This window comes from Streptomyces sp. NPDC002328 (genome assembly GCF_042890065.1).
Taxonomy (GTDB): Bacteria; Actinomycetota; Actinomycetes; order Streptomycetales; family Streptomycetaceae; genus Streptomyces.
This window is the reverse complement of record NZ_JBIARQ010000011.1, coordinates 1-26,127: the sequence shown is the minus strand read 5'-3', so window position 1 is coordinate 26,127 and position 26,127 is coordinate 1. Positions and strand designations below refer to the sequence as shown.

Here is a 26,127-nt window from a genome sequence, read left to right as displayed (position 1 = left end):
GTCCGATGGGGGACGGCGCCGGTTTCGACGCAGCGAGCGATCAGGACCTCCTCGCCCGCCACGTGGACGGCGACCCCGACGCCTTCGGCGAGCTCGTACGGCGGCACCGGGACCGGCTGTGGGCCGTGGCGCTGCGGACGCTGGGAGACCGTGAGGAGGCCGCTGACGCGGTCCAGGACGCCCTGGTGTCCGCCTACCGGGCCGCCCACACGTTCCGCGGCCAGTCCGCCGTGACGACCTGGCTGCACCGCATCACCGTGAACGCCTGCCTGGACCGGGCCCGCAAGGCCGCCTCTCGCAAGACCTCGCCCGTCGACGACACCGAGCGCCTGGAGCAGCTGCTGGAGCCGCACGAGTCGGCCTCCGCCCCAGCCGAGCGCAACGATCTGCACCGCCAGCTCCTCGAAGCCCTCGGCACCCTCCCGCCCGACCAACGCGCGGCGCTCGTCCTGGTGGACATGCAGGGCTACCCCGTCGCCGAGGCCGCCCGCGTGCTCGACGTGCCGACCGGGACGGTGAAGAGCCGCTGTGCCCGCGGCAGAGCCAGGCTCCTGCCGCTCCTCACCCATCTCCGGCCGGAGAACCCCGCTGGTGGAAGGCAAAACGAGGCGGGACGGAACCGGGCGCAGGGGACATCCGTCCCACCGGCAGCGGGCCCTCGCGGTGAGGGTCCTGACAGCGCCGGGACCGGCGATTCAGCTGCTGTGAAGGGCGGAGGTGGGCGAGCGTGACATCGACGACGGACACGGCCGGGCACCCGGACGTCGCGGAGATCTCCGACCTCGCCGAGGGGCTGCTGCCCCCCTCCCGGAGCGCCGAACTGCGCCGGCACCTGGACGCGTGCGAGCTGTGCACGGAGGTCCACGCCTCGCTCGAGGAGATCCGCGGCGTTCTGGGCACCCTGCCGAAGCCTTCGCGCATGCCGGACGACGTCGCCCACCGCATCGACGCCGCGCTCGCCGCGGAGGCACTGCTTAATACCGCGGTGCCGGACACGGCGGCTCTCGCACAGGACACGGTGACTCCCGCTCAGGACAGGGAGACTGCCGCGCAGGACACCGCCGCGCTCGCGCAGCCGCGCGTTTCACGTGAAACAACGCCCTCGACCGCCCGCCCCTTCGGCCACGCCCGCGCCACCGGCACCGGACCGGGACGCAAGGAGCGCAAGCGGGCCGGCCGCCGCAAGGCCGTCGTCCTCGGCGCCGCCTTCGCGGCGGCCATCGGGCTCGGCGCGGTCCTGGTCCCGTCACTCACGGGACATGACGGCCCAGGCACCACCGCACAGGAGCGGAAGACCACCGCCGCTGACACCTTCTCCGCGGGCAAGCTGGAGCAGCAGGTGACGGATCTCCTCGCCGGCTCCCAGAACGACAGGTCTCCGCGCAGCAGCGTGGGAATCCAGGGAGAGCCCGACGGCAACAGCCCGAGGGTGTTCCAGCAGCCCGTGGTCCCCGAGTGCGTGCAGAAGGGCATCGGCCAGAGCGACTCCGCCCTCGCCATCGAGGAGGGCACCTACAAGGGGAAGGACGCCCTGCTCGTCGTGCTGCCCGACACCTCGGACGGCACCCGGGTCAACGCCTACCTCATGGACGCGACCTGTCAAAAGGATCCGTCGGTCGGCACGGCCGAGGTCCTGCTGCAGAACTCCTACACGCGCCCCTGACCGAACAGGCTTCGCCTCCGTTCTGCGTGGTGTCCCATACGGGGTCGTCCCCTCCGTGTGCCCGGCCACACCGGGAATGCACGCCCCTTAGGATCCGTTGGGTGGGGTGAGAGTTCAGAGAGGCTCCCACCGCTCGACCGACGCAGTCCAGAGACGAGGAATCAAGCCGTGAGCGACGTCCGAAACGTGATCATCATCGGCTCCGGGCCCGCCGGCTACACGGCGGCGCTGTACACCGCACGCGCGTCGCTGAAGCCGCTGGTGTTCGAAGGTGCCGTCACCGCGGGCGGCGCACTGATGAACACCACCGAGGTGGAGAACTTCCCCGGCTTCCAGGACGGCATCATGGGCCCCGAGCTCATGGACAACATGCGCGCCCAGGCCGAGCGTTTCGGCGCCGAGCTGATCCCCGACGACATCGTCTCCGTCGACCTCTCGGGTGAGATCAAGACCGTCACGGACACGGCGGGCACGGTCCACCGGGCCAAGGCCGTCATCGTGACCACCGGCTCGCAGCACCGCAAGCTGGGCCTGCCCAATGAGGACGCCCTCTCCGGCCGCGGTGTCTCGTGGTGCGCCACCTGTGACGGCTTCTTCTTCAAGGACCAGGACATCGCCGTCATCGGCGGCGGCGACACCGCGATGGAGGAGGCCACCTTCCTCTCCCGCTTCGCCAAGTCCGTGACGATCGTCCACCGTCGGGACACCCTGCGCGCCTCCAAGGCGATGCAGGAGCGGGCCTTCGCCGACCCGAAGATCAAGTTCGTCTGGGACAGCGAGGTCGCGGAGATCCAGGGCGACCCGAAGCTGGCCGGGCTGAAGCTGCGCAACCTCAAGACCGGTGAGCTCTCCGACCTGCCGGTGACCGGCCTGTTCATCGCGATCGGCCACGACCCGCGCACCGAGCTCTTCAAGGGCCAGCTCGACCTGGACGAGGAGGGCTACCTGAAGGTCGCCGCGCCCTCCACGCGGACGAACGCGACCGGTGTCTTCGCCGCCGGTGACGTGGTCGACCACACCTACCGCCAGGCGATCACCGCGGCCGGCACCGGTTGCTCCGCCGCTCTCGACGCCGAGCGCTACCTCGCCGCCCTCGCCGACGAGGAGCAGGCGGAGCCCGAGAAGACCGCCGTCTGACCCCCCTCTCCCTCCCCACCGCACACATCAGTTAAAGGAGCCCGCCGTGGCCGACCTCAAGAACGTGACCGACGACTCCTTCGAGCAGGACGTCCTCAAGAACGACAAGCCTGTTCTGGTGGACTTCTGGGCCGCCTGGTGCGGTCCGTGCCGCCAGATCGCTCCGTCCCTCGAGGCGATCGCCACCGAGTACGGCGACAAGATCGAGATCGTCAAGCTCAACATCGATGAGAACCCGGGTACGGCTGCCAAGTACGGCGTGATGTCCATCCCGACGCTGAACGTCTACCAGAACGGCGAAGTCGCCAAGACGATCGTCGGCGCCAAGCCGAAGGCCGCGATCATCCGCGACCTCGAGGACTTCATCGCCGAGTGAGCGCAAGGCCGTCGCACGGACGGCTGATGTTTCACGTGAAACACCGAATGGGCCGGCCCCCGCAGGGCCGGCCCATTCGCTTGTCCTCCCTGCCCGCATAGACGGGAACGGCTTACGGCGGCTCACAGCGGTCGCAGCGCCGGCTCCTTCTGTACCGCCCCCAGCAGCCGGTCGAGGGCCATCTCCACGTCTTCCTTCCAGGAGAGCGTGGTGCGCAGCTCCAATCTCAAGCGGGGATGCGAGGGATGAGGGCGGACCGTCTTGAAGCCCACCGCCAGGAGATGGTCGGCCGGCAGCAGACAGGCCGGCTCCTTCCAGCGGGCGTCCCCGAACGCCTCGATCGCCTTGAAGCCACGGCGCAGCAGATCCTTGGCGACCGTCTGCACCATCACCCGGCCCAGTCCCTGCCCCTGGTAGCCCGGCACGATGAACGCCGTCATCAACTGCACGGCATCGGGGGACAGGGGGCTCGTCGGGAACGCCGTCGAGCGGGGGACGTAGGCAGGCGGGGCGTAGAGCACGAAGCCCACCGGAACCTCGTCGACGTAGACGACCCGACCGCAGGATCCCCAGTCCAGCAGGACGGCCGAGATCCACGCTTCCTTCTCCAGGGCGCCTCGCCCTTCTCCTACCGCTGCCTTACCGCTGACGGGGTCGAGTTCCCAGAAGACGCACGAGCGGCAGCGCTGGGGGAGGTCCTGAAGATTGTCCAGCGTGAGCGGTACGAGCCGACGCCCCATGAAGGCTGTTCCTCGCTTCCTTCGCCCGCGGCGTCGCGAGCGGCTGTGAGAGCACTCCGTTCTCTGAGCAGGCTGCCGACGAAGCCTCCGACCGCGCCCAACCCCAGTCCCGCGCTCATCAGCCCGGTCCGGCTCATCGTTCGCATGGCCTCCGCCTCCCCCTCAGAGGTGCTGCCCGGTGAATGCGCCATACCCTCACGCATCGTATCGACGATGAGATGGCCTCGGTACGGCGTGAAAGCAAAGAGCGGGCCGTGTCCGATGGGTATCGGACACGGCCCGCTCTGCCGGTCGGACGAGAGCGATGCCGCCCGTCGGACCGAAAGGACTCAGTCCTCCGCGTCCTCGGGCTCGCTCTCCAGGAGGCTCTTCTGGAGGGCCAGCCTCTCGCCCGGAGCGAGGGTGCTGAGGATGCGCTCGAGGTCGTCCGGCGAGGCGAACTCGACGGTGATCTTGCCCTTCTTCTGCCCCAGCTCCACCTTCACCCGGGTCTCGAAGCGGTCCGAGAGCCGGGTCGCCAGTTCGCTCAGCGCCGGAGCAACACGGCTGCCGGCCCTCGGGCCCTTGGGACGCTGTGCCCTCTGCGGCCGGGAGCCCATCAGGGTCACGATCTCCTCGACGGCGCGCACCGACAGCCCTTCGGCCACGATGCGGTGCGCCAGCCGGTCCTGCTCCTCCGAGTCCTCCACCGAGAGCAGCGCCCGGGCGTGTCCCGCCGAGAGCACTCCGGCGGCCACCCGCTTCTGGACCGCCGACGAGAGCTTCAGCAGACGCAGTGTGTTGGAGACCTGCGGGCGGGACCGGCCGATGCGGTCCGCCAGCTGGTCGTGCGTGCAGTTGAAGTCCTTCAGCAGCTGGTCGTAAGCGGCCGCCTCTTCCAGCGGGTTCAGCTGAGCCCGGTGGAGGTTCTCCAGAAGGGCGTCCAGGAGAAGCTTCTCGTCGTCCGTGGCCCGCACGATCGCCGGGATGGCCTCCAGCCCCGCTTCACGGCAGGCACGCCAGCGGCGCTCACCCATGATGAGCTCGTAGCGGCTCGGCCCGGTCTGCCGTACGACGACCGGCTGGAGGAGACCGACCTCCTTGATGGAGGTGATCAGTTCCTGAAGCTCGTCCTCGTCGAAGACCACACGCGGCTGGCGCGGGTTCGGCGCGATGTCGTCGAGGGGGATCTCGGCGAAGTGGGCGCCCAGGGGAGGGCCGGGCGTTTCCGGGGGACTGCTCGGCAACGACTCCTCTGTTTCACGTGAAACAGGCAGCGTCGCCACCTTGGCCGCGGCCACTCCGCGGTCGGTCGTCAGGACCGGGGCAGTCGCCGGGGAGGTGTTGACCACGCTTCCCAGTGCCGCCGAGGCCGGCGACTTCTCGGTCGGGGCAGCGGGGATCAATGCGCCGAGACCCCGCCCCAGCCCCCTCCGTCGCTCACTCACTGGATCCCCTCCACCATGCTCGGGTTGTTCTGGGCGCCGGCATGGGCATGGCTGGCGTCATAGCTGACGTCGATGCCCTTCAGCGCGATCTCTCGGGCCGCCTCAAGATAGGAGAGGGCACCGCTCGATCCAGGATCGTAAGTCAGCACCGTCTGCCCATAGCTCGGCGCCTCGGAGATGCGGACCGAGCGCGGAATGCTCGTCCTCAGCACCTCGTCGCCGAAGTGGGTGCGCACCTCCTCCGCGACCTGCGACGCGAGACGCGTCCGGCCGTCGTACATGGTGAGCAGGATGGTCGACACATGCAGCGCGGGGTTGAGGTGCCCCCGCACCAGGTCGACGTTGCGGAGCAGCTGGCCCAGTCCCTCCAGCGCGTAGTACTCGCACTGGATCGGGATCAGCACCTCCTGGCCGGCGACGAGCGCGTTGACCGTCAGCAGGCCGAGCGAGGGCGGGCAGTCGATGAGGATGTAGTCCAGAGGCTGCTCGTAGGCCTGGATCGCTCGCTGGAGTCGGCTCTCGCGCGCCACCAGCGACACCAGCTCGATCTCCGCACCGGCGAGATCGATCGTGGCGGGAGCGCAGAAGAGGCCCTCGACATCGGGGACGGGCTGCACGACCTCCGCCAGCGGGCGGCTCTCGACCAACACGTCGTAGATGGACGGCACCTCGGCGTGGTGATCGATCCCCAGGGCGGTGGAGGCGTTGCCCTGCGGGTCGAGGTCGATCACCAGGACACGGCCGCCGTGCAGGGCCAGGGAGGCGGCAAGATTGACGGTCGTCGTCGTCTTGCCGACGCCGCCCTTCTGGTTGGCGACCACGATGACACGGGTCTGCTCGGGCCGGGGAAGGCCCTCTCCGGCTCGGCCCAGCGCCTCCACCGCCAGTTGGGCAGCACGACCGATCGGAGTGTCGTCCATCGGGGGCGGTGTTTCACGTGAAACATCCTCCCCCATCGACTCGGTGCGGGGACCGGGGACCGGATCGGTCATCGGTCCCGCGATGTTGGCGTCGGACCGCAAGGATTCACTCTCCTCGACTTCAGGCTCGCAATGAACAGAGCCTCCCATGTCTTCGGGGTCGTGAACCAGTGAGGCCTGGGGTTCTGTGGAGAAATCCACCTCTGTGGACAACTCCGTCCCCTTGTCGAGTGAGCCCAGAGGCTTTCGGTCGCGGGGTTCGGCCGCGGCGCGGCCCCGGCTGATGATGCCCTGAAGCAGTGAGCGACGTTTCACGTGAAACACGATGCACAGCGCCCGGCACCGAACTGCCGCGACACTCCGTCATACGGAGGTGCGGCAGCTTGTGTGGAGTACGGCAGCGCGCCGGGCCGCCTCAGCGACGGCGCCGTGCCCGCCCCGTCCGGGCCGCCTTTGCCCGCTTGGCGGCGAACCGCACACCGCCGGGGCTCTCCCCGACCTCGACCCGCACCACGGTGGAGAGCGGATCGACCACACCCTCGCCGACATGGTGGATCGACGTGCCCACCGCGCCGAGCTTGGTCAGAGCGGTGGCGGCGCTCTTCAGCTCCTCCTCGGCCGTGTCGCCCTTGAGCGCGAGCATCTCGCCGTAGGGGCGCAGCAGGGGAATGCCCCAGGTGGCCAGGCGGTCCAGTGGTGCCACGGCGCGGGCGGTCACCACATGGACCGGCGGCAGCTTGCCCATGACCTCCTCGGCGCGGCCACGGATGACGGTCACATGGTCCAGGCCGAGCAGCTCGACGACCTCGGTGAGGAAGGTCGTCCGCCGCAGAAGCGGCTCCAGGAGAGTGATCTTCAGGTCCTCGCGGACCAGGGCCAGGGGGATGCCGGGCAGGCCGGCGCCGGAGCCGACGTCGCACACCGTCACGCCCTCAGGGACCACCTCGGAGAGCACCGCACAGTTCAGCAGATGCCGCTCCCAGAGGCGGGGCACCTCACGTGGACCGATGAGCCCGCGCTGCACACCCGCCTCGGCCAGGAGCTCGGCGTACCGGACCGCATCCGTGAAGCGATCACCGAACACCGCTCGGGCCTGCTCGGGCGCAGGGGGGAGCTCCGCTGCCTCCGTCACGGGGACCGTCCTTCCGTACCGCACCGGCGCGTCGAGCGCCGGCCTCCAGAACTACCAAGGCTGACAAAGACCGGCCCCGCCTGCACAACAGACGGGGCCGGAGGAATGTGTGAACCGAATCAGTTGGGGAGGACGACGACGAAGCGCTGCGGCTCCTCGCCCTCGGACTCGCTGCGCAGGCCGGCCGCCTTCACCGCGTCGTGGACGACCTTGCGCTCGAAGGGGGTCATGGGCCGCAGTTTCACCGGCTCGCCGCTGTTCTTCGCGTCGGTCGCGGCCTTGGCGCCCAGCTCGGAGAGCTCGGTGCGCTTCTTGGCGCGGTAGCCCCCGATGTCCAGCATCAGCCGGCTGCGGTCGCCGGTCTCCCGGTGCACGGCCAGACGCGTCAGCTCCTGAAGGGCTTCCAGCACCTCGCCGTCACGGCCGACCAGCTTCTGGAGATCGCGGCCGCCCGCGTCGCTGATGATCGACACGGAGGCGCGATCTGCTTCGACGTCCATGTCGATGTCGCCGTCGAGATCGGCGATGTCCAGCAGACCCTCGAGGTAGTCCGCCGCGATCTCACCCTCCTGCTCCAGGCGGGTCAGGGTGTCTGCACCCTCGGCAGCGGCGGAGGTGGTGCCTTCCGTCACGGGATGGGCTCCTTCTTACTTCTTGGACGGGGACTTGGGGCGCTGCGGGCCGCCCTTGCGCTGCCCGGACTGAGCCTTGCTGCGGCCGCCGGCGGAGCCGGGCTTCGATTTGGCGGCGTCGGCGGGCTTGTCGTCCTCCGGCTCGTCGGTCTTGCTCAGCGAGGTCGTGGTCTCGCCGGCCGCCTTCGGGGCCGTGGTCTGGCGCTGGGACTTGGTCTGGCGCTTGGGCTGCTGGCGCCTGCCCGCCGCGGCGGTCGTGGGCGTGCCGTCCTCGGTCAGGGTGGCGGTCTGGGCCTCGCCCTTCACCACGGTGCCGTCGGCCTGGGCCGCGAGGCCCACCTTGCTCAGCCCGTTGATGAACTTGCGCTCGTGCTCGTTGCGGTCGCGGCCCTTGGCCACGATCGCCTTGACGATCGCCTTCTCGCCACGGCCGCGCGTCTTGCCGTGCTGCGTGACCCGCTTGTAGAGGCGCTCCAGGTAGGCGGCCTGAGCCGTGGAACCCGGGGTCGGGTTGTTGTGGATGACGTACATCTGCTGGCCCATGGTCCACACGTTGGTGGTCAGCCAGTAGACGAGGACACCGACGGGGAAGTTGATGCCGAAGACGGCGAACATGACCGGGAAGATGTACATGAGCATCTTCTGCTGCTGCATGAACGGCGTCTTCACGGTGGTGTCGACGTTCTTCGTCATCAGCTGGCGCTGGGTGAAGAACTGCGAGGCCGACATCATCACGATCATGACCGCGGTGACGATGCGGACGCTGGTCAGCGAGGCGTCGAGGGCCGTGACGTCAGCCGCGCTGTCGGTGAACTTGGCGGCCAGGGGCGCGCCGAGGATGTGCGCCTTCTGGGCGCTCTCCAGCAGGCTCTGGTTGATCACACCGATGGTGTCACCGTTGGCGATGCTGTTGAGCACGTGGTACAGGGCGAAGAAGAACGGGGACTGCGCCAGGATGGGAAGACACGAGGACAGCGGGTTGGTCCCGGTGTCCTTGTAGAGCTTCATCATCTCTTCGGACTGGCGCTGCCGGTCGTTCTTGTAGCGCTCCTGGATCTTCTTCATCTCGGGCTGGAGCGTCTGCATCGCCCGTGTCGCCTTGATCTGCTTCACGAAGAGCGGGATCAGGCAGATTCGGATCACGATCACGAGGGACACGATGGACAGGCCCCAGGCCCATCCGGTGTCAGGGCCGAAGAGGGCGCCGTACACCTTGTGGAACTGGACGATGACCCAGGAGACAGGTGTCGTGATGAAACTGAAGAGGCTGGCAATCGTGTCCACTAATCATGCTCCTTGGGCATGGGACGGGGTCTCTGCGGCCGGGCTCGAAGGACGGTCGCCTTCGGTGGCCGTTTCGGCGGCGGAGGTCCCGCCCTTGCGTGCGCGCCAGGCGTCGCGCAGCATTTCGTGCCACCTCGGTCGCTTGCGCGGCGGGACATGGTCCACACCGCCCAGCGACCAGGGGTTGCACCGCAGGATGCGCCAGGCGGTGAGGGCCGTTCCCTTGATCGCACCGTGCCGGTCGACGGCCGTGTAGCCGTAGTGGGAGCACGACGGGTAGTACTTGCACACCGGCCCGAGCAGCGGACTGATCGTCCACTGGTAGAGCTTGATCAGGGCCAGCAGCGGGTACTTCATCGCGCGCCCCCTCCCAGTAGCCGTTGAAGGGCGGCATCGAGGTCTTGGACCAGCTGTGCGTGGTCGGCGTCGCCCGCACCGGGCAGCGCTCGTACGACTACCAGGCTACCGGGGGGAAAAAGGGCGACTCGATCGCGCATCAGATGACGCAGTCTGCGCTTCACGGTGTTGCGTACGACCGCGCCTCCCACAGCCTTGCTCACGACGAAACCCGCACGCGTCGGGGGAGCGCTCTCCCCAGGCGCGTGCGGGTCCGTGGCACCGCTGTGAAAATGGACGACGAGAGTCGGGCGTCCGGCCCGACGGCCTCGCCGTACCGCGGTCGCGAAGTCCTCGCGCCGCCTCAGCCGGTTCTCGGTGGGCAGCACGACGGCATGACCTGACCGGGATCAGGCGGACAGGCGGGCGCGACCCTTGCTGCGGCGGGACGCGAGAATCGCGCGGCCGGCACGGGTACGCATACGCAGCCGGAAGCCGTGGGTCTTCGCGCGACGACGGTTGTTCGGCTGGAAGGTGCGCTTGCTCACTCGGGGGCTCCAGAAATCGATCGGTAGTGGCGGGGTGCCGTCCTGGCTGTCACCGTGCGCCCACGAGTAGCTCGCGTCAACGCCCGAGTGCACCGCTTCCCGATCACCTGACGCGATCTGTGCCCATCGGAGGCAGGCGGCAGCAGCCATCGACAACTCGACCTGGTTACGGTACGCGGGGCTACGCCATCCGGTCAAACCAGGGGTCACCGGGCGACACTTGTCCACAGCCTGGGGACAACAACTTGAACCGTACCGGCCGCGCTGACTACCGTGGCTGGACTCCGATTCGTTCCTTTGTCCCTGACTCCGTCAGATGCGAATCCCGATCCGTCCCACCGTCACCCGTTCGTGGGACCAGCGAGAGAGCGTGCCCTGTGGCTGACGTACCTGCCGATCTTGCCGCAGTGTGGCCACGCGTACTGGAGCATCTGCTCAGCAAAGGTCGGGGGCAGGGCGTCGAGACCAAGGACGAGCACTGGATCCGGCGCTGTCAGCCGCTCGCGCTGGTCGCCGACACGGCCCTGCTCGCCGTACCGAACGAATTCGCGAAGGGTGTGCTGGAAGGCCGTCTCGCCCCGATCGTCAGCGAGACGCTGAGCCGCGAGTGCGGCCGCCCCATCCGTATCGCGATCACCGTCGACGACTCCGTGGGCGAGCCCCCCGCGCCGGCGTCCGCCGCCGCGCCGCGCTACGAGGAGCCCGAACTTCCGTCCGGCCAGTACGACAGCCCGTACGACAACCGGTACGAGGGCTACGGCCGACACCGCTCCGACCAGCACCCCGGCGGCCACAGCGGACACGGCGGCCAGGGAGGTACGGGTGATCCCGGCGAGCACGGCTCCCGGCAGGACCCGCTGCCCACCGCCCGGCCGGCCTACCCCTCGGAGTACCAGCGCCCCGAGCCCGGTGCCTGGCCGCGGGCCGCGCAGGACGACTACGGCTGGCAGCAGCAGCGCCTCGGCTTCCCCGAGCGCGACCCCTACGCGTCGCCGTCGCAGGACTCCTACGGCGGTCCCTCCGGCCAGGACGCCTACGGGTCGTCCGCCCAGGACGGGTACGGCGGTCCGCCGCAGGACGGATACGGCTCGCCCTCCCAGGACTACCGCCCCCAGCAGATGGAGCGGCCGCCGTACGACGCGTCGCACTACGACCAGAAGCCGTCGCCCTACGACCAGAAGCGCCAGGACTACGAGCCCCCGCGCCCGGAGTACGAACCGCAGCGCCCGGAGTACGACCAGCGCGACCCGGCCCGGCGTGAGCTGCCCGAGCCGTCGGGCGGCTCCGGTCATCCGCACCGCGGCGGTCCGATGGGCCCCGGTCAGCCAGGCGCCGGCGGTCCCGGTCCGTCGTCGGCGCAGTCCGCGCAGGCGAACGGGCCCGCTGAGCCGACCGCGCGGCTGAACCCGAAGTACCTGTTCGACACCTTCGTCATCGGCGCCTCCAACCGCTTCGCGCACGCGGCCGCGGTCGCCGTCGCCGAGGCGCCCGCCAAGGCGTACAACCCCCTCTTCATCTACGGGGAGTCGGGCCTCGGCAAGACGCACCTGCTGCACGCGATCGGGCACTACGCGCGCAGCCTCTACCCGGGCACGCGCGTGCGGTACGTGAGCTCCGAGGAGTTCACCAACGAGTTCATCAACTCCATCCGCGACGGCAAGGGCGACAGCTTCCGCAAGCGCTACCGGGAGATGGACATCCTGCTCGTCGACGACATCCAGTTCCTCGCGGACAAGGAGTCGACGCAGGAGGAGTTCTTCCACACGTTCAACACGCTCCACAACGCGAACAAGCAGATCGTGCTCTCCAGCGACCGGCCGCCCAAGCAGCTGGTCACGCTGGAGGACCGGCTGCGCAACCGTTTCGAGTGGGGTCTGATCACCGACGTCCAGCCGCCCGAGTTGGAGACGCGCATCGCGATCCTGCGCAAGAAGGCGGTGCAGGAGCAGCTCAACGCCCCGCCGGAGGTGCTGGAGTTCATCGCGTCCCGGATCTCGCGCAACATCCGCGAGCTGGAGGGGGCGCTGATCCGGGTGACGGCGTTCGCGTCGCTCAACCGGCAGCCGGTGGACCTGGGGCTGACGGAGATCGTCCTGAAGGACCTGATCCCCGGCGGCGAGGACTCGGCCCCGGAGATCACCTCCACGGCCATCATGAGCGCGACCGCCGACTACTTCGGGCTCACGGTCGAGGACCTGTGCGGCACCTCGCGCGGCCGGGCGCTGGTGACGGCACGGCAGATCGCCATGTACCTGTGCCGCGAGCTGACGGACCTGTCGCTGCCGAAGATCGGCGCGCTGTTCGGCGGCCGCGACCATACGACGGTCATGCACGCGGACCGCAAGATCCGCAATCTGATGGCCGAGCGGCGCTCCATCTACAACCAGGTGACCGAGCTGACCAACCGCATCAAGGCCGGCTGACCGAGCCGCGCACGACCGTCGAGGGCGTCCCGGGGAGCAGTTCCCGGGGCGCCCTTCTTCGTGCTCCTGTCATCCGCTGTTCGATTAACTGCCGGGTTACGGCCACTCTCCACAGATTCGGCGACTTTTTCCCCTCCACAGCCTGGGGACTGCGAAGTTGTCCAGATCGCGTCCACAGGCGCCCCTGTTGAGAGACCATCAGAGCAGGTCATGTGGTTGTGGATTCGTGGACGAAGGATCTCCACAGGCTGTGGACAACGAGATGATCCACACCCTGTGCACGAAGTTGTCCACCGGCAACCCACAGACTTCGGCCGGTTGTCCCCAGCCGAGGGCCGCTTCTCCACATGGCTGTCCACTGTTCGGCAACCTGACGCGCCTGCTCACCGCGTCGAGTGAAAGGCGTCACACGAAGCTGCCGAGGGGGGCTGTGGGAAACGGGGAGAAACCTGGGGACGGCGCTGGGGAGAACTCGCCCCAGCCTGTGCACGGGGTGTGCAGAACTTTCATTTCTCCACAGACGACCCTGGTTTTCCACTGCCTCCACCCACAGGGTCGGTGGACAAAATCTCGCCTCTGAGCTGCGAAAACAGGGTTATCCACCGTTTCCACAGGCCCTACTACTACTCCCAACTAGAGAGAGCGAGAAATCCGTTTCGAAGGGGGTCCTGTGCACAACTCGCTCTTCGGCGCCCGACTGCCCCTCGTCACGACTTGACCCCGAGAGGCACCTACTGTCAGTGCGGTGCGTCAGACTGGTCCCCGGTGGTCCTTCCCCCCTCGGGGGCCGACGACACCGAGACAGACGACGAAGGCCAGGCAGGGCGAGAAGCGCCGGCAACAGCAGGAGGCGGCAAGAGTGAAGATCCGGGTGGAACGCGACGTACTCGCGGAGGCCGTGGCCTGGGCGGCGCGCAGCCTCCCGGCCCGTCCGCCGGCGCCTGTCCTCGCCGGCCTGCTGCTGAAGGCCGACGACGGCGCCCTCAGCCTCTCCAGCTTCGACTACGAGGTCTCGGCGCGCGTCTCGGTGGAGGCCGAGGTCGAGGAGGAGGGCACGGTCCTCGTCTCCGGCCGCCTGCTCGCGGACATCTGCCGCGCCCTCCCCAACCGTCCGGTGGAGATCTCCACAGACGGTGTACGGGCCACGGTGGTCTGCGGCTCCTCGCGGTTCACGCTCCACACACTGCCTGTGGAGGAGTACCCGGCGCTGCCGCAGATGCCGAACGCGACGGGCACGGTCCCCGGCGAGGTCTTCGCCTCCGCCGCCGCCCAGGTCGCCATCGCCGCCGGCCGTGACGACACGCTGCCCGTCCTCACCGGTGTGCGCATCGAGATCGAGGGCGACACGGTGACGCTGGCCTCCACCGACCGCTACCGCTTCGCGGTCCGCGAGTTCCTGTGGAAGCCGGAGAACCCGGACGCGTCCGCGGTCGCCCTGGTGCCCGCCAAGACGCTCCTCGACACCGCCAAGGCGCTCACGAGCGGCGACAGCGTCACACTGGCGCTGTCCGGCTCGGGCTCGGGCGAGGGCCTCATCGGTTTCGAGGGCGCCGGCCGCCGCACCACGACCCGGCTGCTGGAGGGCGACCTCCCGAAGTACCGCACGCTGTTCCCGACCGAGTTCAACTCCGTCGCCGTGATCGAGACCGCCCCCTTCGTGGAGGCCGTCAAGCGTGTGGCCCTGGTCGCCGAGCGCAACACCCCGGTCCGGCTCAGCTTCGAGCAGGGCGTGCTCATCCTGGAGGCCGGCTCCAGCGACGACGCACAGGCTGTGGAGAGGGTCGACGCCCAGCTCGACGGCGACGACATCTCGATCGCCTTCAACCCGACCTTCCTGCTGGACGGCCTGAGCGCCATCGACTCGCCGGTGGCCCAGCTGTCGTTCACGACGTCCACGAAGCCCGCACTGCTGAGCGGCAAGCCGGCGCTGGACGCCGAGGCGGACGAGGCCTACAAGTACCTGATCATGCCGGTGCGGCTGAGCGGCTGAGCCGAGCCGTCGGCGCGGCCCCGGGAGGCCGCTGCCGCGGTCCGGGGTCGTGGTCCGGCCCGGTTGTCCACAGACGGTGGACAACCGGGTGGGTCTGTGGGGAGAAGCCGCAGGTGGGGCCGTACGTCTGAGCGCGTATGCCCACAGCTGTGCACGACCGTCCGGGTTTAGGCTCGGACATGGGTACGAAGGTGCCCCACACGCCACACAGCGACCTAAGGAACAACTGATGGAGCTCGGTCTCGTCGGCCTCGGCAAGATGGGCGGCAACATGCGCGAGCGGATCCGCCGCGCGGGCCACACCGTCCTCGGATACGACCGGAACCCGGATCTCGCCGACGTCCACAGCCTCTCCGAGCTTGTGGGCAAGCTCGAAGGCCCCCGGGTGATCTGGGTGATGGTTCCGGCCGGCGCCCCCACGCAGTCGACGATCGACGAGCTCGCCGAGCTGCTGGAGCCGGGCGACGTCGTCGTGGACGGCGGCAACTCCCGCTGGACGGACGACGAGAAGCACGCCGAGGAGCTGGCCGCCAAGGGCATAGGCTTCGTCGACTGCGGCGTCTCCGGCGGCGTCTGGGGCCTGGAGAACGGCTACGCGCTGATGTACGGCGGCGACGCGGAGAACGTCGCCAAGGTGCAGCCGGTCTTCGACGCCCTCAAGCCCGAGGGCGACTTCGGCTCGGTGCACGCCGGCAAGGTCGGCGCCGGCCACTTCGCCAAGATGGTCCACAACGGCATCGAGTACGCCATGATGCAGGCCTACGCCGAGGGCTGGGAGCTGCTGGAGAAGGTCGACTCGGTCACCGACGTGCGCGAGGTGTTCCGCTCCTGGCAGGAGGGCACGGTCATCCGTTCCTGGCTGCTGGACCTCGCGGTCAACGCCCTCGACGAGGACGAGCACCTGGACAAGCTGCGCGGCTACGCGCAGGACTCCGGCGAGGGCCGCTGGACGGTGGAGGCCGCCATCGACAACGCGGTGCCGCTCCCGGCGATCACGGCGTCGCTGTTCGCGCGGTTCGCCTCCCGCCAGGACGACTCCCCGCAAATGAAGATGATCGCCGCGCTGCGCAACCAGTTCGGCGGCCACGCGGTCGAGAAGAAGTGACGCCCGGCCGGGCAGAGGCAGGCCGGGCACGACGAGACGAAACGATCCACAGGGCCGCGTGAGCGGTCCACGACGCCGGGGGAGGTCGGCGAAACGATCATGCACGTCACGCATCTGTCGCTGGCCGACTTCCGCTCCTATCCCCGGGTCGAGGTCCCGCTCGACCCGGGGGTCACGGCCTTCGTCGGCCCCAACGGACAGGGCAAGACGAACCTCGTCGAGGCCGTGGGCTATCTCGCCACGCTCGGCAGCCACCGCGTCTCCTCGGACGCCCCCCTGGTCCGCATGGGCGCCGACCGCGCGGTCATCCGGGCGCAGGTCCGCCAGGGCGAGCGGCAGCAGCTGATCGAGCTGGAGCTGAACCCGGGCAAGGCGAACCGGGCCCGCATCAACCGGTCCTCGCAGGTCAGGCCCCGGGACGTGCTGGGGATCGTACGGACCGTGCTGTTCGCGCCGGAGGACCTCGCCCTGGTGAAGGGCGACCCCGGGGAGCGCCGGCGCTTCCTGGACGAGCTGATCACCGCGCGCTCCCCGCGCATGGCCGGCGTGCGCTCCGACTACGAGCGCGTGCTCAAGCAGCGCAACACCCTGCTGAAGTCGGCCGCGCTGGCCCGTAGGCACGGCGGGCGTTCCATGGACCTGTCCACGCTCGACGTCTGGGACCAGCACCTCGCGCGCGTGGGCGCCGAGCTGCTCGCCCAGCGGCTCGACCTGGTCGCCGCGATCCAGCCGCTCGCCGACAAGGCGTACGAGCAACTGGCCCCCGGCGGTGGGCCGATCGCCCTGGAGTACAAGCCGTCGGCCCCCGGCGAGGCGCACACGCGCGAGCACCTCCACGACCAGCTGATGGCGGCGCTCGCCGACGTCCGCAAGCAGGAGATCGAGCGGGGCGTCACCCTCGTCGGCCCCCACCGGGACGACCTGACGCTCAAACTCGGCCAGCTGCCCGCCAAGGGATACGCCTCCCACGGCGAGTCCTGGTCCTACGCGCTCGCGCTGCGCCTGGCCTCCTACGACCTGCTGCGCGCCGAGGGCAACGAGCCGGTGCTGGTCCTCGACGACGTCTTCGCCGAGCTGGACGCTCGCCGTCGTGAGCGGCTGGCGGAGCTGGTCGCGCCCGGCGAGCAGGTGCTGGTGACGGCCGCGGTCGACGACGACGTACCGCATGTGCTCGCGGGAGCGCGGTACACCGTGTCCGAGGGGACGGTGGAGCGCGTATGACAGCGGAGGAGCCCGCGCCCAAGAAGGCGGCCGAGCCGTCCGGCGTCGACCTCGCGCGCGTGGCGCTGCGGGCGGCGCGCGAACAGGCACGCGCGCGGGGGGACGCGGCGCAGCAGAAGAAGCAGGCGCGACGCGGCGGCGGGCTGCGCTCGGGCGCGCGGGCGGACGGCCGGGACCCCATGGCGCTCGGCGCCGCGATCAACCGGCTGCTCACCGAGCGGGGCTGGGAGGCGCCGGCCGCGGTGGGCGGGGTGATGGGCCGCTGGCCGCAGATCGTCGGCGAGGACGTCGCCAAGCACTGCGTGCCCGAGCGGTACGACGAGGACGAGCGGGTGCTGGTCGTGCGCTGCGACTCCACGGCCTGGGCGACCAATCTGCGGCTGCTCGCGCCGACGCTGGTCGCCCGTCTCAACGAGGACCTCGGGCACGGCCGGGTCAAGCAGATCAAGGTGCAGGGTCCGGGCGGTCCCGCCCGCCGTTACGGCCCGCTGCGGGCTCCGGGCAGCACGGGCCCGGGCGATACCTACGGGTGATCTGCGTCACGTAGGAATGCCCGAAGCGGTCTTCGTGTACCGCGCGGGCCGTCGCCCCGTCCGTCCGCGGACTGATCTCCGTCGACACCCGCCCATCCTCCTCAGCCCTGCTCAATGGGCTCGAATCGCCCGTACACGGGGGCGAATCCGGACCTGACTCCCCGGTAGCCAAGGGTTGACACCCGGAAGCGCTGAGTGCCTCTGTGAGCCTCTTGGAGCCCCGCTCCGCATATGGGGACCCGGCGGAGACCGGTTGAGGGCGGCACATGCGTACTCAGGTACCGGCAAACCCCCATCACTGTCGGCGCTACCGGTAGACTGGAAGCCAATCCCGCCCCGAACGTGGGGACCGCCCGGGAGAAGCTGAGCAACGCTGAGTCAAGGCTTACCAACGCAACATGCCGCAGCCGCTCCGGCGCCCTTCCCTCACAGGGGGGTACCCCCAGGAGCTCGGCTCGTGCTGTGCCAGAAAGGGCGCTTCGTGGCCGATTCCGGCAACCCCAACGAGAACATCCCGTCCACCGACGCCGGCGTCGAGGCCACCGCCTCGAACGGCGAGGTCACCGCCTCGTACGACGCCAGCGCCATCACCGTCCTCGAGGGTCTGGACGCGGTCCGCAAGCGACCCGGTATGTACATCGGCTCGACCGGCGAGCGCGGTCTGCACCACCTGGTGCAGGAGGTCGTCGACAACTCCGTCGACGAGGCGCTCGCCGGACACGCGGACACCATCGACGTCACGATCCTGGCCGACGGCGGTGTCCGCGTCATCGACAACGGCCGCGGCATCCCGGTGGACATCCACCCGGTGGAGAAGAAGCCGGCCGTCGAGGTCGTGCTGACCGTGCTGCACGCGGGCGGCAAGTTCGGCGGCGGCGGCTACGCGGTCTCCGGCGGTCTGCACGGCGTCGGCGTCTCCGTCGTGAACGCCCTGTCGTCCAAGGTGTCGGTGGAGATCAAGCGGGACGGCTTCCGCTGGACGCAGGACTACAAGATGGGCGTGCCGACCGCGCCCCTCGCCAAGCACGAGGCCGTCGAGGACTCCGGCACGTCGGTGACCTTCTGGGCCGACGCGGACATCTTCGAGACCACGGAGTACTCCTTCGAGACGCTCTCGCGGCGTTTCCAGGAGATGGCGTTCCTCAACAAGGGCCTCACGATCAACCTTGCCGACGAGCGCGAGTCCGCCAAGGCCGTGACCGGTGCGGACGAGGCGGGCGCGGACGAGAAGGCCGAGGTCAAGACCGTCTCGTACCACTACGAGGGCGGCATCGTCGACTTCGTGAAGTACCTCAATTCCCGCAAGGGCGAGGCGGTGCACCCCTCTGTCATCGACCTGGAGGCCGAGGACAGGGACAGGCAGCTGTCCCTCGAGGTCGCGATGCAGTGGAACAGCAGCTACACCGAGGGCGTCTACTCGTTCGCGAACATCATCCACACGCATGAGGGCGGCACGCACGAAGAGGGCTTCCGCTCCGCGCTGACGAACCTGATCAACAAGTACGCGCGCGACAAGAAGCTGCTGCGGGAGAAGGACGACAACCTCACGGGCGACGACATCCGCGAGGGTCTGACCGCGATCATCTCGGTCAAGCTGAGCGAGCCCCAGTTCGAGGGCCAGACCAAGACCAAGCTGGGCAACACGGAGGCCAAGACCTTCGTGCAGAAGGCGGTCTACGAGCACCTCAACGACTGGCTGGACCGCAACCCGGTCGAGGCCGCGGACATCATCCGCAAGGGCATCCAGGCGGCCACCGCGCGCGTGGCGGCCCGCAAGGCCCGCGACCTGACCCGCCGCAAGGGTCTGCTGGAGTCGGCGTCCCTGCCGGGCAAGCTCTCCGACTGCCAGTCGAACGATCCCGTCAAGTGCGAGATCTTCATCGTCGAGGGCGACTCCGCCGGCGGCTCGGCCAAGTCCGGCCGCAACCCGCAGTACCAGGCGATCCTCCCGATCCGCGGCAAGATCCTCAACGTGGAGAAGGCGAGGATCGACAAGATCCTCCAGAACCAGGAGATCCAGGCGCTGATCTCCGCCTTCGGCACCGGGGTCCACGAGGACTTCGACATCGAGAAGCTCCGCTATCACAAGATCATCCTGATGGCGGACGCCGACGTCGACGGCCAGCACATCAGCACCCTGCTGCTGACCTTCCTGTTCCGCTTCATGCGGCCGCTGGTCGAGGCCGGGCACGTGTACCTGTCGCGTCCCCCGCTCTACAAGATCAAGTGGGGCCGGGACGACGTCGAGTACGCGTACTCCGACCGCGAGCGCGACGCGCTGATCGAGATGGGCCGCCAGCGCGGCAAGCGGGTGCGTGAGGACTCGATCCAGCGCTTCAAGGGTCTCGGTGAGATGAACGCCGAGGAGCTGCGCGTGACCACCATGGACCAGGAGCACCGCGTCCTCGGCCAGGTCACCCTCGACGACGCCGCGCAGGCCGACGACCTGTTCTCGGTCCTCATGGGCGAGGACGTCGAGGCCCGCCGGCAGTTCATCCAGCGCAACGCCAAGGACGTCCGCTTCCTCGACATCTGAGTCGGTCTCAGCTGACCGCACCAGGAAGGACCCCCACCAGCAATGACCGACGAGAACACTCCCGTCACCCCTGAAGACGGCGGCGACATCGCCATGCGCGTCGAGCCCGTCGGGCTCGAGACGGAGATGCAGCGGTCGTACCTCGACTACGCGATGTCCGTCATCGTCTCGCGTGCGCTGCCCGACGTCCGGGACGGCCTCAAGCCCGTCCACCGGCGCGTGCTGTACGCGATGTACGACGGCGGCTACCGGCCCGAGCGCGGCTTCTACAAGTGCGCCCGCGTGGTCGGCGACGTCATGGGCAACTACCACCCGCACGGTGACTCCTCGATCTACGACGCGCTGGTCCGTCTCGCGCAGCCGTGGTCGATGCGCATGCCGCTCGTCGACTCCAACGGCAACTTCGGCTCCCCGGGCAACGACCCTGCGGCGGCCATGCGGTACACCGAGTGCAAGATGGCGCCGCTGTCGATGGAGATGGTCCGCGACATCGACGAGGAGACCGTCGACTTCACGGACAACTACGACGGCCGCTCCCAGGAGCCGACCGTCCTGCCCGCCCGGTTCCCGAACCTGCTGATCAACGGCTCGGCCGGCATCGCGGTCGGTATGGCGACCAACATCCCCTCGCACAACCTGCGCGAGGTCGCGTCCGGTGCCCAGTGGTACCTGGAGAACCCCGAGGCCTCCCACGAGGAGCTGCTGGACGCGCTGATCGAGCGCATCAAGGGCCCCGACTTCCCGACCGGCGCGCTGGTGGTGGGCCGCAAGGGCATCGAGGAGGCGTACCGCACGGGCCGCGGCTCGATCACCATGCGGGCGGTCGTCGAGGTCGAGGAGATCCAGAACCGCCAGTGCCTGGTGGTCACGGAGCTGCCCTATCAGGTCAACCCCGACAACCTCGCGCAGAAGATCGCCGACCTGGTGAAGGACGGCAAGATCGGCGGCATCGCGGACGTCCGCGACGAGACGTCGTCCCGCACCGGCCAGCGCCTGGTCATCGTCCTGAAGCGGGACGCGGTCGCCAAGGTCGTCCTGAACAACCTGTACAAGCACACCGACCTCCAGACCAACTTCGGCGCGAACATGCTGGCGCTGGTCGACGGCGTGCCGCGCACGCTCTCCCTGGACGCGTTCATCCGCCACTGGGTGACGCACCAGATCGAGGTCATCGTCCGCCGTACGCGCTTCCGGCTGCGCAAGGCGGAGGAGCGGGCGCACATCCTGCGCGGCCTGCTGAAGGCCCTGGACGCCATCGACGAGGTCATCGCGCTGATCCGGCGCAGTGACACCGTCGACGTGGCGCGCACGGGCCTGATGGGCCTCCTGGAGATCGACGAGATCCAGGCCAACGCCATCCTCGAGATGCAGCTGCGCCGACTGGCCGCCCTGGAGCGCCAGAAGATCGTCCAGGAGCACGACGAACTCCAGGCGAAGATCAACGAGTACAACGCGATCCTCGCCTCGCCGGTCCGCCAGCGCGGCATCGTCAGCGAGGAGCTGGCCGCGATCGTCGAGAAGTACGGCGACGACCGCAAGACCATGCTGGTGCCGTTCGACGGCGACATGTCCATCGAGGACCTGATCGCCGAAGAGGACATCGTCGTCACCATCTCGCGCGGCGGCTACGTCAAGCGCACCAAGACGGACGACTACCGCTCTCAGAAGCGCGGCGGCAAGGGCGTGCGCGGCACGAAGCTCAAGGAAGACGACATCGTCGACCACTTCTTCGTCTCGACCACGCACCACTGGCTGCTGTTCTTCACCAACAAGGGCCGCGTCTACCGCGCCAAGGCGTACGAGCTGCCGGACGCCGGCCGGGACGCGCGCGGGCAGCACGTGGCGAACCTGCTGGCCTTCCAGCCGGACGAGGCGATCGCGGAGATCCTCGCGATCCGCGACTACGAGGCGGTGCCGTACCTGGTGCTGGCCACGAAGGCGGGACTGGTCAAGAAGACACCTCTGAAGGATTACGATTCGCCCCGCTCCGGCGGTGTGATCGCGATCAATCTTCGCGAGCGCGAGGACGGTACCGACGACGAACTGATCGGCGCCGAACTGGTCTCGGGCGACGACGATCTGCTGCTGATCAGCAAGAAGGCCCAGTCGATCAGGTTCACCGCCACGGACGACGCTTTGCGTCCCATGGGCCGCGCCACCTCGGGTGTCAAGGGCATGAGTTTCCGTGAGGGGGACGAACTGCTCTCGATGAATGTTGTTCGACCCGGTACGTTCGTGTTCACTGCCACAGACGGCGGGTACGCGAAGCGCACCGCCGTCGACGAGTACCGCGTCCAGGGTCGCGGCGGCCTCGGCATCAAGGCTGCCAAGATCGTGGAGGACCGCGGTTCGCTGGTCGGCGCGCTGGTGGTCGAGGAGACGGACGAGATCCTCGCCATCACGCTGTCGGGCGGTGTGATTCGTACGCGAGTCAACGAGGTCAGGGAGACGGGCCGTGACACCATGGGCGTCCAACTGATCAACCTGGGCAAGCGCGATGCCGTCGTGGGCATCGCACGTAACGCCGAGGCGGGGCGCGAGGCGGAGGAGGTCGACGGTGACATCGCCGTGGACGAGACCGTCGAGGACGCCGCGACCACCGGCACGGACGAGGGCGAGGCGCCCTCGGCCGAGTAGCACGAGGAGTGAGTCATCGTGAGCGGAGCCACGGGCGCCGGTTCGGTCGGTACATCGGCCGGTACGTCTGACGGCCCTTCCACCGGCAGCGCCGGCAAGGAATCGGACGACGGCGGCCGTGGCTCCGCCGCGGGGGCGAAGGACGCGCGTGCGAACGACGCGCGGGGGGCCGACGGCCGTGCGGGCGACACCCGTGCGGCCGACGCGCGGGTGACGGACCCGCACACGACCAACCTCAAGGCGATCAAGCCGTCGGACAAGCCGCCGACGAAGGGCTCACGCTCGCCTGACACGCATGGATCCCAGGGGGGAACTGTGACGGACACCCGAGGCTCGCAGACCCGGCAGCAGGCGGCCGGAGCGGGCTCGGCCGCTCCGGGCTCTTCCGGCGTTACCGGAGCGTCCGGGGTTTCCGGTGCTTCCGGCGCCAAGGCGCAGCAGCGGGGCGCCGAGACTCAGCAGACGGCCTCCCCGCTTCCCGGGGAGCGGCAGTCCCAGCAGGCCGCCGGGCCCTACCACCCGCCGCAGGCCTACTCCTCGCAGGCTCCGGCCGGCGCGGTGCGCCGACCGCGGACCGGCGCCCGCACCACGCCCCGCGTCCGCAAGGCGCGGCTGCGGGTGGCGAAGGCCGACCCGTGGTCGGTGATGAAGGTCAGCTTCCTGCTCTCCATCGCGCTGGGCATCTGCACGATCGTCGCGGCCGCCGTGCTGTGGATGGTCATGGACGCGATGGGCGTTTTCTCGACGGTCGGCGGCACCATCTCCGAGGCGACCGGCTCGAACGAGTCGAACGGCTTCGACCTCCAGTCGTTCCTGTCCCTCCCCCACGTCCTGATGTTCACGTCGATCATCGCGGTCATCGACGTCGTCCTCGCGACGGCCCTCGCGACGCTCGGCGCGTTCATCTACAACCTCTCCGCCGGCTTCGTCGGCGGCATCGAGCTGACGCTGGCCGAGGACGAGTGACGCCGGGCGCGGAGGCCACGGCTCCGGCCCGTAAACCTCCGCGCGGGCTCCTTCAGGAACCGATTTTGGGACTGCCCACGTCGTGCGCTAACCTTCAGGAGTCAGCGCGCGGGACACACACCGCAGAGCGCGGCGGGGCTATAGCTCAGTTGGTTAGAGCGCATCCCTGATAAGGATGAGGCCACAGGTTCAAATCCTGTTAGCCCCACCAGCCAGAAGGCCCCCGGACCATCGGTCCGGGGGTCTTTTGACACCACCAGTTGACACCAACGGCGGTGAACGGCAGCCGTCAGCCGATCAGCGGGTCCTCCAGCAGCTCCGCGAGCATCGTCACAGCCTCCCGCTCGCTGTCCCCCACCACGTGCGTGTAGACGTCCATGGTCATGCTGATCCGGCTGTGCCGGAGGATCGCCTGAGCGACCTTGGGGTGGACCTTCAGGAAGGCCAGCAGGGTTCCGCAGGTGTGCCTGGCGAGCCGGACCGTGATGCGGCGGACGCCGGCGCGCTTGACGAGGCGATCGAAGGACCGGGAGAAGCCGGTGGGGTCGATCATGCCGCCGTGCTCGGAGGAGAAGATCAGATCGTGGTCTTCCTGCTGGTCCCAGAGGTCACCGGCGATCTTCCTCTCCAGCTCCTGGAGCTCCCGGCGCTCCTCCAGGGCGCGGGCGCAGAACTCCGGGAGCGAGAGCACGGCCTGTGAGGACTCGGTCTTGAGGTCCTTGAGGACGAGGCCTACGCCCTTCTCCTGCTGTACCTGCTTCACCGGGGTGAAGTGGCCGGCCTCGAAATCGATGTCCTGCCAGCGCAGCCCGAGGACCTCACTGCGGCGCAGGCCGAGGACGAGCACCAGGACGCAGGCCGCGTAGAGGCGATGGGCGCGGACGGAGCGGAGGAACGTGATCGCTTCCCGCGCGCTCCATGCCGTGCCCTTGTCCTTGGCGACCTTGGGCATGTCGACCAGGAGGGCGACGTTGCGCGTGAGCAGCTCTTCGCGCATGGCCCGGTTGAGGGCGTTGCGGAGGACACGCAGCACCTCGAAGCGGGTGGCCGCGCCCACCTTCTCCCGTCTCAGCGTGGCCATGAGAGCGCGGAGCTGGGCGGGCGCCAGTTTGGTCAGCGGCTTCTGGTGTGGGCGAGCAGGGTTCCGCCGAGGAAGGCGACGGCGGGCCAGCCCGCGACGAGGATGCGCAGCCACGCCGGGACGTCGTCGAGGTCGAGCAGGCCGGCCGTGGCGACGTTCGCGCCGAGAGACGCGGCCAGCGCGTTGCCGAGGTGGGGCAGCAGGTAAAGCCGGACCTTGGACTCGTACTTGACGTAATGACGAACCAGCACCAGGCCGCACCCTTGGCGGAGCCGGAGCGCAGTCGACGCCAGGCGGCGACGAGCAGCAGGTCGACCGAGACGGGATAGGCCCAGGCCTTCCAGCCGTCCTGTCCGGCCGCCACGGCGAGGTCGTGGATGTGCGCGAAGGACAGCGCGGCGGCGATGAGCGCCTGGACGAGCACCGCTCGGTTTGGCTGTGCGCGTCTGATCAGTGTGCGTGGGAGAGCTGGTGTAGTTACTCACCGAGAAGCTTGAGCTGGTACCTGTTGGTGAGTTCGGCGACCCACTCGTCGGAGAACCCGAGACCGTACCGTTCGCCTAGCTCGGCCCGGCGCTTGAGGAACTCGGCAGGATCAGAGGCCGTCTCGCTGACCGTGCCCAGCGCGTCGAAGAACCCCTCGAAGCCTGCGGGGGAGATGATTTCCAGGATCCTCGCCGGTTCCGGTCCAGCGTTCCAGAAGGTATGCAGGATCCCTCGCGGTTTGAGGATGTACGAGCCTGGACCTGCCGTGGCCTCCTCGTCGCCCACTCGTGCGCCGACCCTGCCCTGCAGGACGTACGAGAACTCGTCCTCGCGGCTGTGAACGTGTGGCGGTATGAGACGGCCCGGCTCGATGGGGTGCTCGACGATCGAAAACTGGTTGCCGGTCTCCTCGCCCCAGATCTTGAAGTCGACTCCAATGCCCGCGAGCCAGATCGACTTGCCCTCGTCTGGTTCGACTACGAAGCGGAGAGCCCCCATAACGGCCTCCCAGGTGTCGGTTTTGCCGTCTTCTGTAACTCTATGACCGATTCATAGGAGGCGCCCGGCATGCTCACTCCGATCATCCCTGCCGCCCGCACCCCAGACCATCGAGCGGAACGTAAGCAGCACTGGTGGTTTCGTCGTCGCAGGCCAGCGATTCCAAGTCGGATTGGCTTACGCCCGCCTGGTCGTCAAAGTCCACTTGGACACCACCATTTTCCGCACCACGACGAAGGAAGTAGTGAGGCGCGCCTTCGGTGAGTACACCCACCGGAAGATCGTCTAAGGGCAGACGTCAAGCATCATCCGACGTCAATCCGTCAACCATCAACTGAGACTAGACAAGCCCCGCACGTCCGTGTCGGGTCCCAGGTGATGCCTGACGTTCTGGTCCCAGGTGATGCTTGACGGTGGGCCTAGAGAACATAGGGAGCCCCGTGGGGCTTGTTCGCT

The 26,127-nt window shown here is 68.8% G+C and carries 24 protein-coding genes, 1 tRNA gene and 1 pseudogene; 13 read left to right on the top strand and 13 right to left on the bottom strand.

Going from position 1 to position 26,127, the window contains the following annotated elements:
- Positions 1 to 5 precede the first annotated feature (5 nt).
- The 4 genes from sigM (at position 6) to trxA (ending at position 3,176) form a co-directional block, all read left to right on the top strand.
- Positions 6 to 731, top strand: coding sequence for an RNA polymerase sigma factor SigM (gene sigM, locus ACFYX4_RS25460; protein ID WP_389337696.1), 726 nt, complete (start codon positions 6 to 8; stop codon positions 729 to 731).
- A complete protein-coding gene (locus tag ACFYX4_RS25455; RefSeq protein ID WP_389337693.1) occupies positions 728 to 1,663 on the top strand; it encodes an anti-sigma factor family protein in 936 nt (311 codons plus the stop codon). The genes sigM and ACFYX4_RS25455 overlap by 4 nt, the downstream gene beginning before the upstream one ends.
- A gap of 168 nt (positions 1,664 to 1,831) precedes the next feature.
- Positions 1,832 to 2,800 (top strand): thioredoxin-disulfide reductase, encoded by a 969-nt coding sequence (gene trxB, locus ACFYX4_RS25450; RefSeq protein WP_389337690.1) that lies wholly within the window; start codon positions 1,832 to 1,834, stop codon positions 2,798 to 2,800.
- A 46-nt stretch (positions 2,801 to 2,846) separates the two neighbouring features.
- Positions 2,847 to 3,176, top strand: a complete 330-nt coding sequence (trxA, locus tag ACFYX4_RS25445; RefSeq protein ID WP_389337687.1) for a thioredoxin — start codon at positions 2,847 to 2,849, stop codon at positions 3,174 to 3,176.
- A 122-nt stretch (positions 3,177 to 3,298) separates the two neighbouring features.
- Here the strand turns inward: trxA and ACFYX4_RS25440 are convergent, their stop codons facing one another.
- The 9 genes from ACFYX4_RS25440 to rpmH form a co-directional block, all read right to left on the bottom strand.
- A complete protein-coding gene (locus ACFYX4_RS25440; protein WP_389337684.1) occupies positions 3,299 to 3,916 on the bottom strand; it encodes a GNAT family N-acetyltransferase in 618 nt (205 codons plus the stop codon).
- Between the two features lie 329 nt (positions 3,917 to 4,245).
- The gene (locus tag ACFYX4_RS25435) at positions 4,246 to 5,343 is read right to left on the bottom strand and encodes a ParB/RepB/Spo0J family partition protein (RefSeq protein WP_389337681.1); all 1,098 of its coding nucleotides are present in this window, start codon (positions 5,341 to 5,343) and stop codon (positions 4,246 to 4,248) included.
- Positions 5,340 to 6,413 carry a ParA family protein gene (locus tag ACFYX4_RS25430; RefSeq protein ID WP_389338299.1) on the bottom strand — a complete coding sequence of 358 codons (1,074 nt, stop codon included), beginning with the start codon at positions 6,411 to 6,413 and terminating at the stop codon, positions 5,340 to 5,342. Before ACFYX4_RS25430 ends, ACFYX4_RS25435 begins: the two co-directional genes overlap by 4 nt.
- Before the next feature lie 265 nt (positions 6,414 to 6,678).
- Positions 6,679 to 7,395: a 16S rRNA (guanine(527)-N(7))-methyltransferase RsmG gene (gene rsmG, locus ACFYX4_RS25425; protein ID WP_389337678.1), complete on the bottom strand. Its 717-nt coding sequence runs from the start codon at positions 7,393 to 7,395 to the stop codon at positions 6,679 to 6,681.
- A gap of 119 nt (positions 7,396 to 7,514) precedes the next feature.
- Positions 7,515 to 8,027, bottom strand: coding sequence for a protein jag (locus ACFYX4_RS25420; protein ID WP_389337675.1), 513 nt, complete (start codon positions 8,025 to 8,027; stop codon positions 7,515 to 7,517).
- Positions 8,028 to 8,042: 15 nt separating this feature from the next.
- Complete coding sequence (gene yidC, locus ACFYX4_RS25415; protein WP_389337672.1) at positions 8,043 to 9,311, bottom strand: membrane protein insertase YidC; 1,269 nt, start codon at positions 9,309 to 9,311, stop codon at positions 8,043 to 8,045.
- Positions 9,312 to 9,314: 3 nt separating this feature from the next.
- Positions 9,315 to 9,668, bottom strand: coding sequence for a membrane protein insertion efficiency factor YidD (gene yidD, locus ACFYX4_RS25410; RefSeq protein ID WP_389337669.1), 354 nt, complete (start codon positions 9,666 to 9,668; stop codon positions 9,315 to 9,317).
- Complete coding sequence (gene rnpA / locus ACFYX4_RS25405) at positions 9,665 to 10,036, bottom strand: ribonuclease P protein component (protein ID WP_389337666.1); 372 nt, start codon at positions 10,034 to 10,036, stop codon at positions 9,665 to 9,667. Before rnpA ends, yidD begins: the two co-directional genes overlap by 4 nt.
- 21 nt (positions 10,037 to 10,057) lie before the next feature.
- Entirely contained in the window at positions 10,058 to 10,195 is a 138-nt protein-coding gene (gene rpmH / locus ACFYX4_RS25400; RefSeq protein WP_003956500.1) for a 50S ribosomal protein L34, read from the bottom strand.
- Between the two features lie 377 nt (positions 10,196 to 10,572).
- Between rpmH and dnaA the strand changes: the two genes are divergently transcribed.
- The 9 genes from dnaA to ACFYX4_RS25355 all read left to right on the top strand — a co-directional run bounded on the left by dnaA (position 10,573) and on the right by ACFYX4_RS25355 (position 23,817).
- Complete coding sequence (gene dnaA / locus ACFYX4_RS25395) at positions 10,573 to 12,618, top strand: chromosomal replication initiator protein DnaA (RefSeq protein ID WP_389337663.1); 2,046 nt, start codon at positions 10,573 to 10,575, stop codon at positions 12,616 to 12,618.
- Between the two features lie 859 nt (positions 12,619 to 13,477).
- Positions 13,478 to 14,608: a DNA polymerase III subunit beta gene (gene dnaN, locus ACFYX4_RS25390; protein WP_389337660.1), complete on the top strand. Its 1,131-nt coding sequence runs from the start codon at positions 13,478 to 13,480 to the stop codon at positions 14,606 to 14,608.
- A gap of 229 nt (positions 14,609 to 14,837) precedes the next feature.
- Positions 14,838 to 15,713: a phosphogluconate dehydrogenase (NAD(+)-dependent, decarboxylating) gene (gene gnd / locus ACFYX4_RS25385; RefSeq protein WP_389337657.1), complete on the top strand. Its 876-nt coding sequence runs from the start codon at positions 14,838 to 14,840 to the stop codon at positions 15,711 to 15,713.
- A gap of 99 nt (positions 15,714 to 15,812) precedes the next feature.
- Positions 15,813 to 16,934: a DNA replication/repair protein RecF gene (gene recF / locus ACFYX4_RS25380; protein ID WP_389337654.1), complete on the top strand. Its 1,122-nt coding sequence runs from the start codon at positions 15,813 to 15,815 to the stop codon at positions 16,932 to 16,934.
- Positions 16,931 to 17,467, top strand: coding sequence for a DUF721 domain-containing protein (locus tag ACFYX4_RS25375; protein WP_389337651.1), 537 nt, complete (start codon positions 16,931 to 16,933; stop codon positions 17,465 to 17,467). The genes recF and ACFYX4_RS25375 overlap by 4 nt, the downstream gene beginning before the upstream one ends.
- A gap of 457 nt (positions 17,468 to 17,924) precedes the next feature.
- On the top strand, positions 17,925 to 20,003 hold the full coding sequence (gene gyrB, locus ACFYX4_RS25370; protein WP_389337648.1) for a DNA topoisomerase (ATP-hydrolyzing) subunit B: 2,079 nt from the start codon (positions 17,925 to 17,927) through the stop codon (positions 20,001 to 20,003).
- 42 nt (positions 20,004 to 20,045) lie between these two features.
- Positions 20,046 to 22,640, top strand: coding sequence for a DNA gyrase subunit A (gene gyrA / locus ACFYX4_RS25365; RefSeq protein WP_389337645.1), 2,595 nt, complete (start codon positions 20,046 to 20,048; stop codon positions 22,638 to 22,640).
- Positions 22,641 to 22,658: 18 nt separating this feature from the next.
- Positions 22,659 to 23,606, top strand: a complete 948-nt coding sequence (locus ACFYX4_RS25360) for a DUF3566 domain-containing protein (RefSeq protein ID WP_389337642.1) — start codon at positions 22,659 to 22,661, stop codon at positions 23,604 to 23,606.
- Positions 23,607 to 23,740: 134 nt separating this feature from the next.
- Positions 23,741 to 23,817 (top strand) — tRNA-Ile (locus tag ACFYX4_RS25355).
- A gap of 78 nt (positions 23,818 to 23,895) precedes the next feature.
- On the opposite strand, the gene ACFYX4_RS25350 is transcribed toward ACFYX4_RS25355, so the two are convergent.
- From ACFYX4_RS25350 to ACFYX4_RS25335, 4 genes and pseudogenes are all read right to left on the bottom strand, one after another.
- Complete coding sequence (locus ACFYX4_RS25350) at positions 23,896 to 24,687, bottom strand: tyrosine-type recombinase/integrase (RefSeq protein ID WP_389337639.1); 792 nt, start codon at positions 24,685 to 24,687, stop codon at positions 23,896 to 23,898.
- A gap of 44 nt (positions 24,688 to 24,731) precedes the next feature.
- Positions 24,732 to 25,141: pseudogene (locus tag ACFYX4_RS25345) on the bottom strand (DUF2637 domain-containing protein); the annotation flags it as partial.
- 23 nt (positions 25,142 to 25,164) lie between these two features.
- A complete protein-coding gene (locus ACFYX4_RS25340; RefSeq protein WP_389337636.1) occupies positions 25,165 to 25,671 on the bottom strand; it encodes a cupin domain-containing protein in 507 nt (168 codons plus the stop codon).
- 82 nt (positions 25,672 to 25,753) lie between these two features.
- The gene (locus tag ACFYX4_RS25335; protein WP_389337633.1) at positions 25,754 to 25,945 is read right to left on the bottom strand and encodes a hypothetical protein; all 192 of its coding nucleotides are present in this window, start codon (positions 25,943 to 25,945) and stop codon (positions 25,754 to 25,756) included.
- Positions 25,946 to 26,127: the final 182 nt, after the last annotated feature.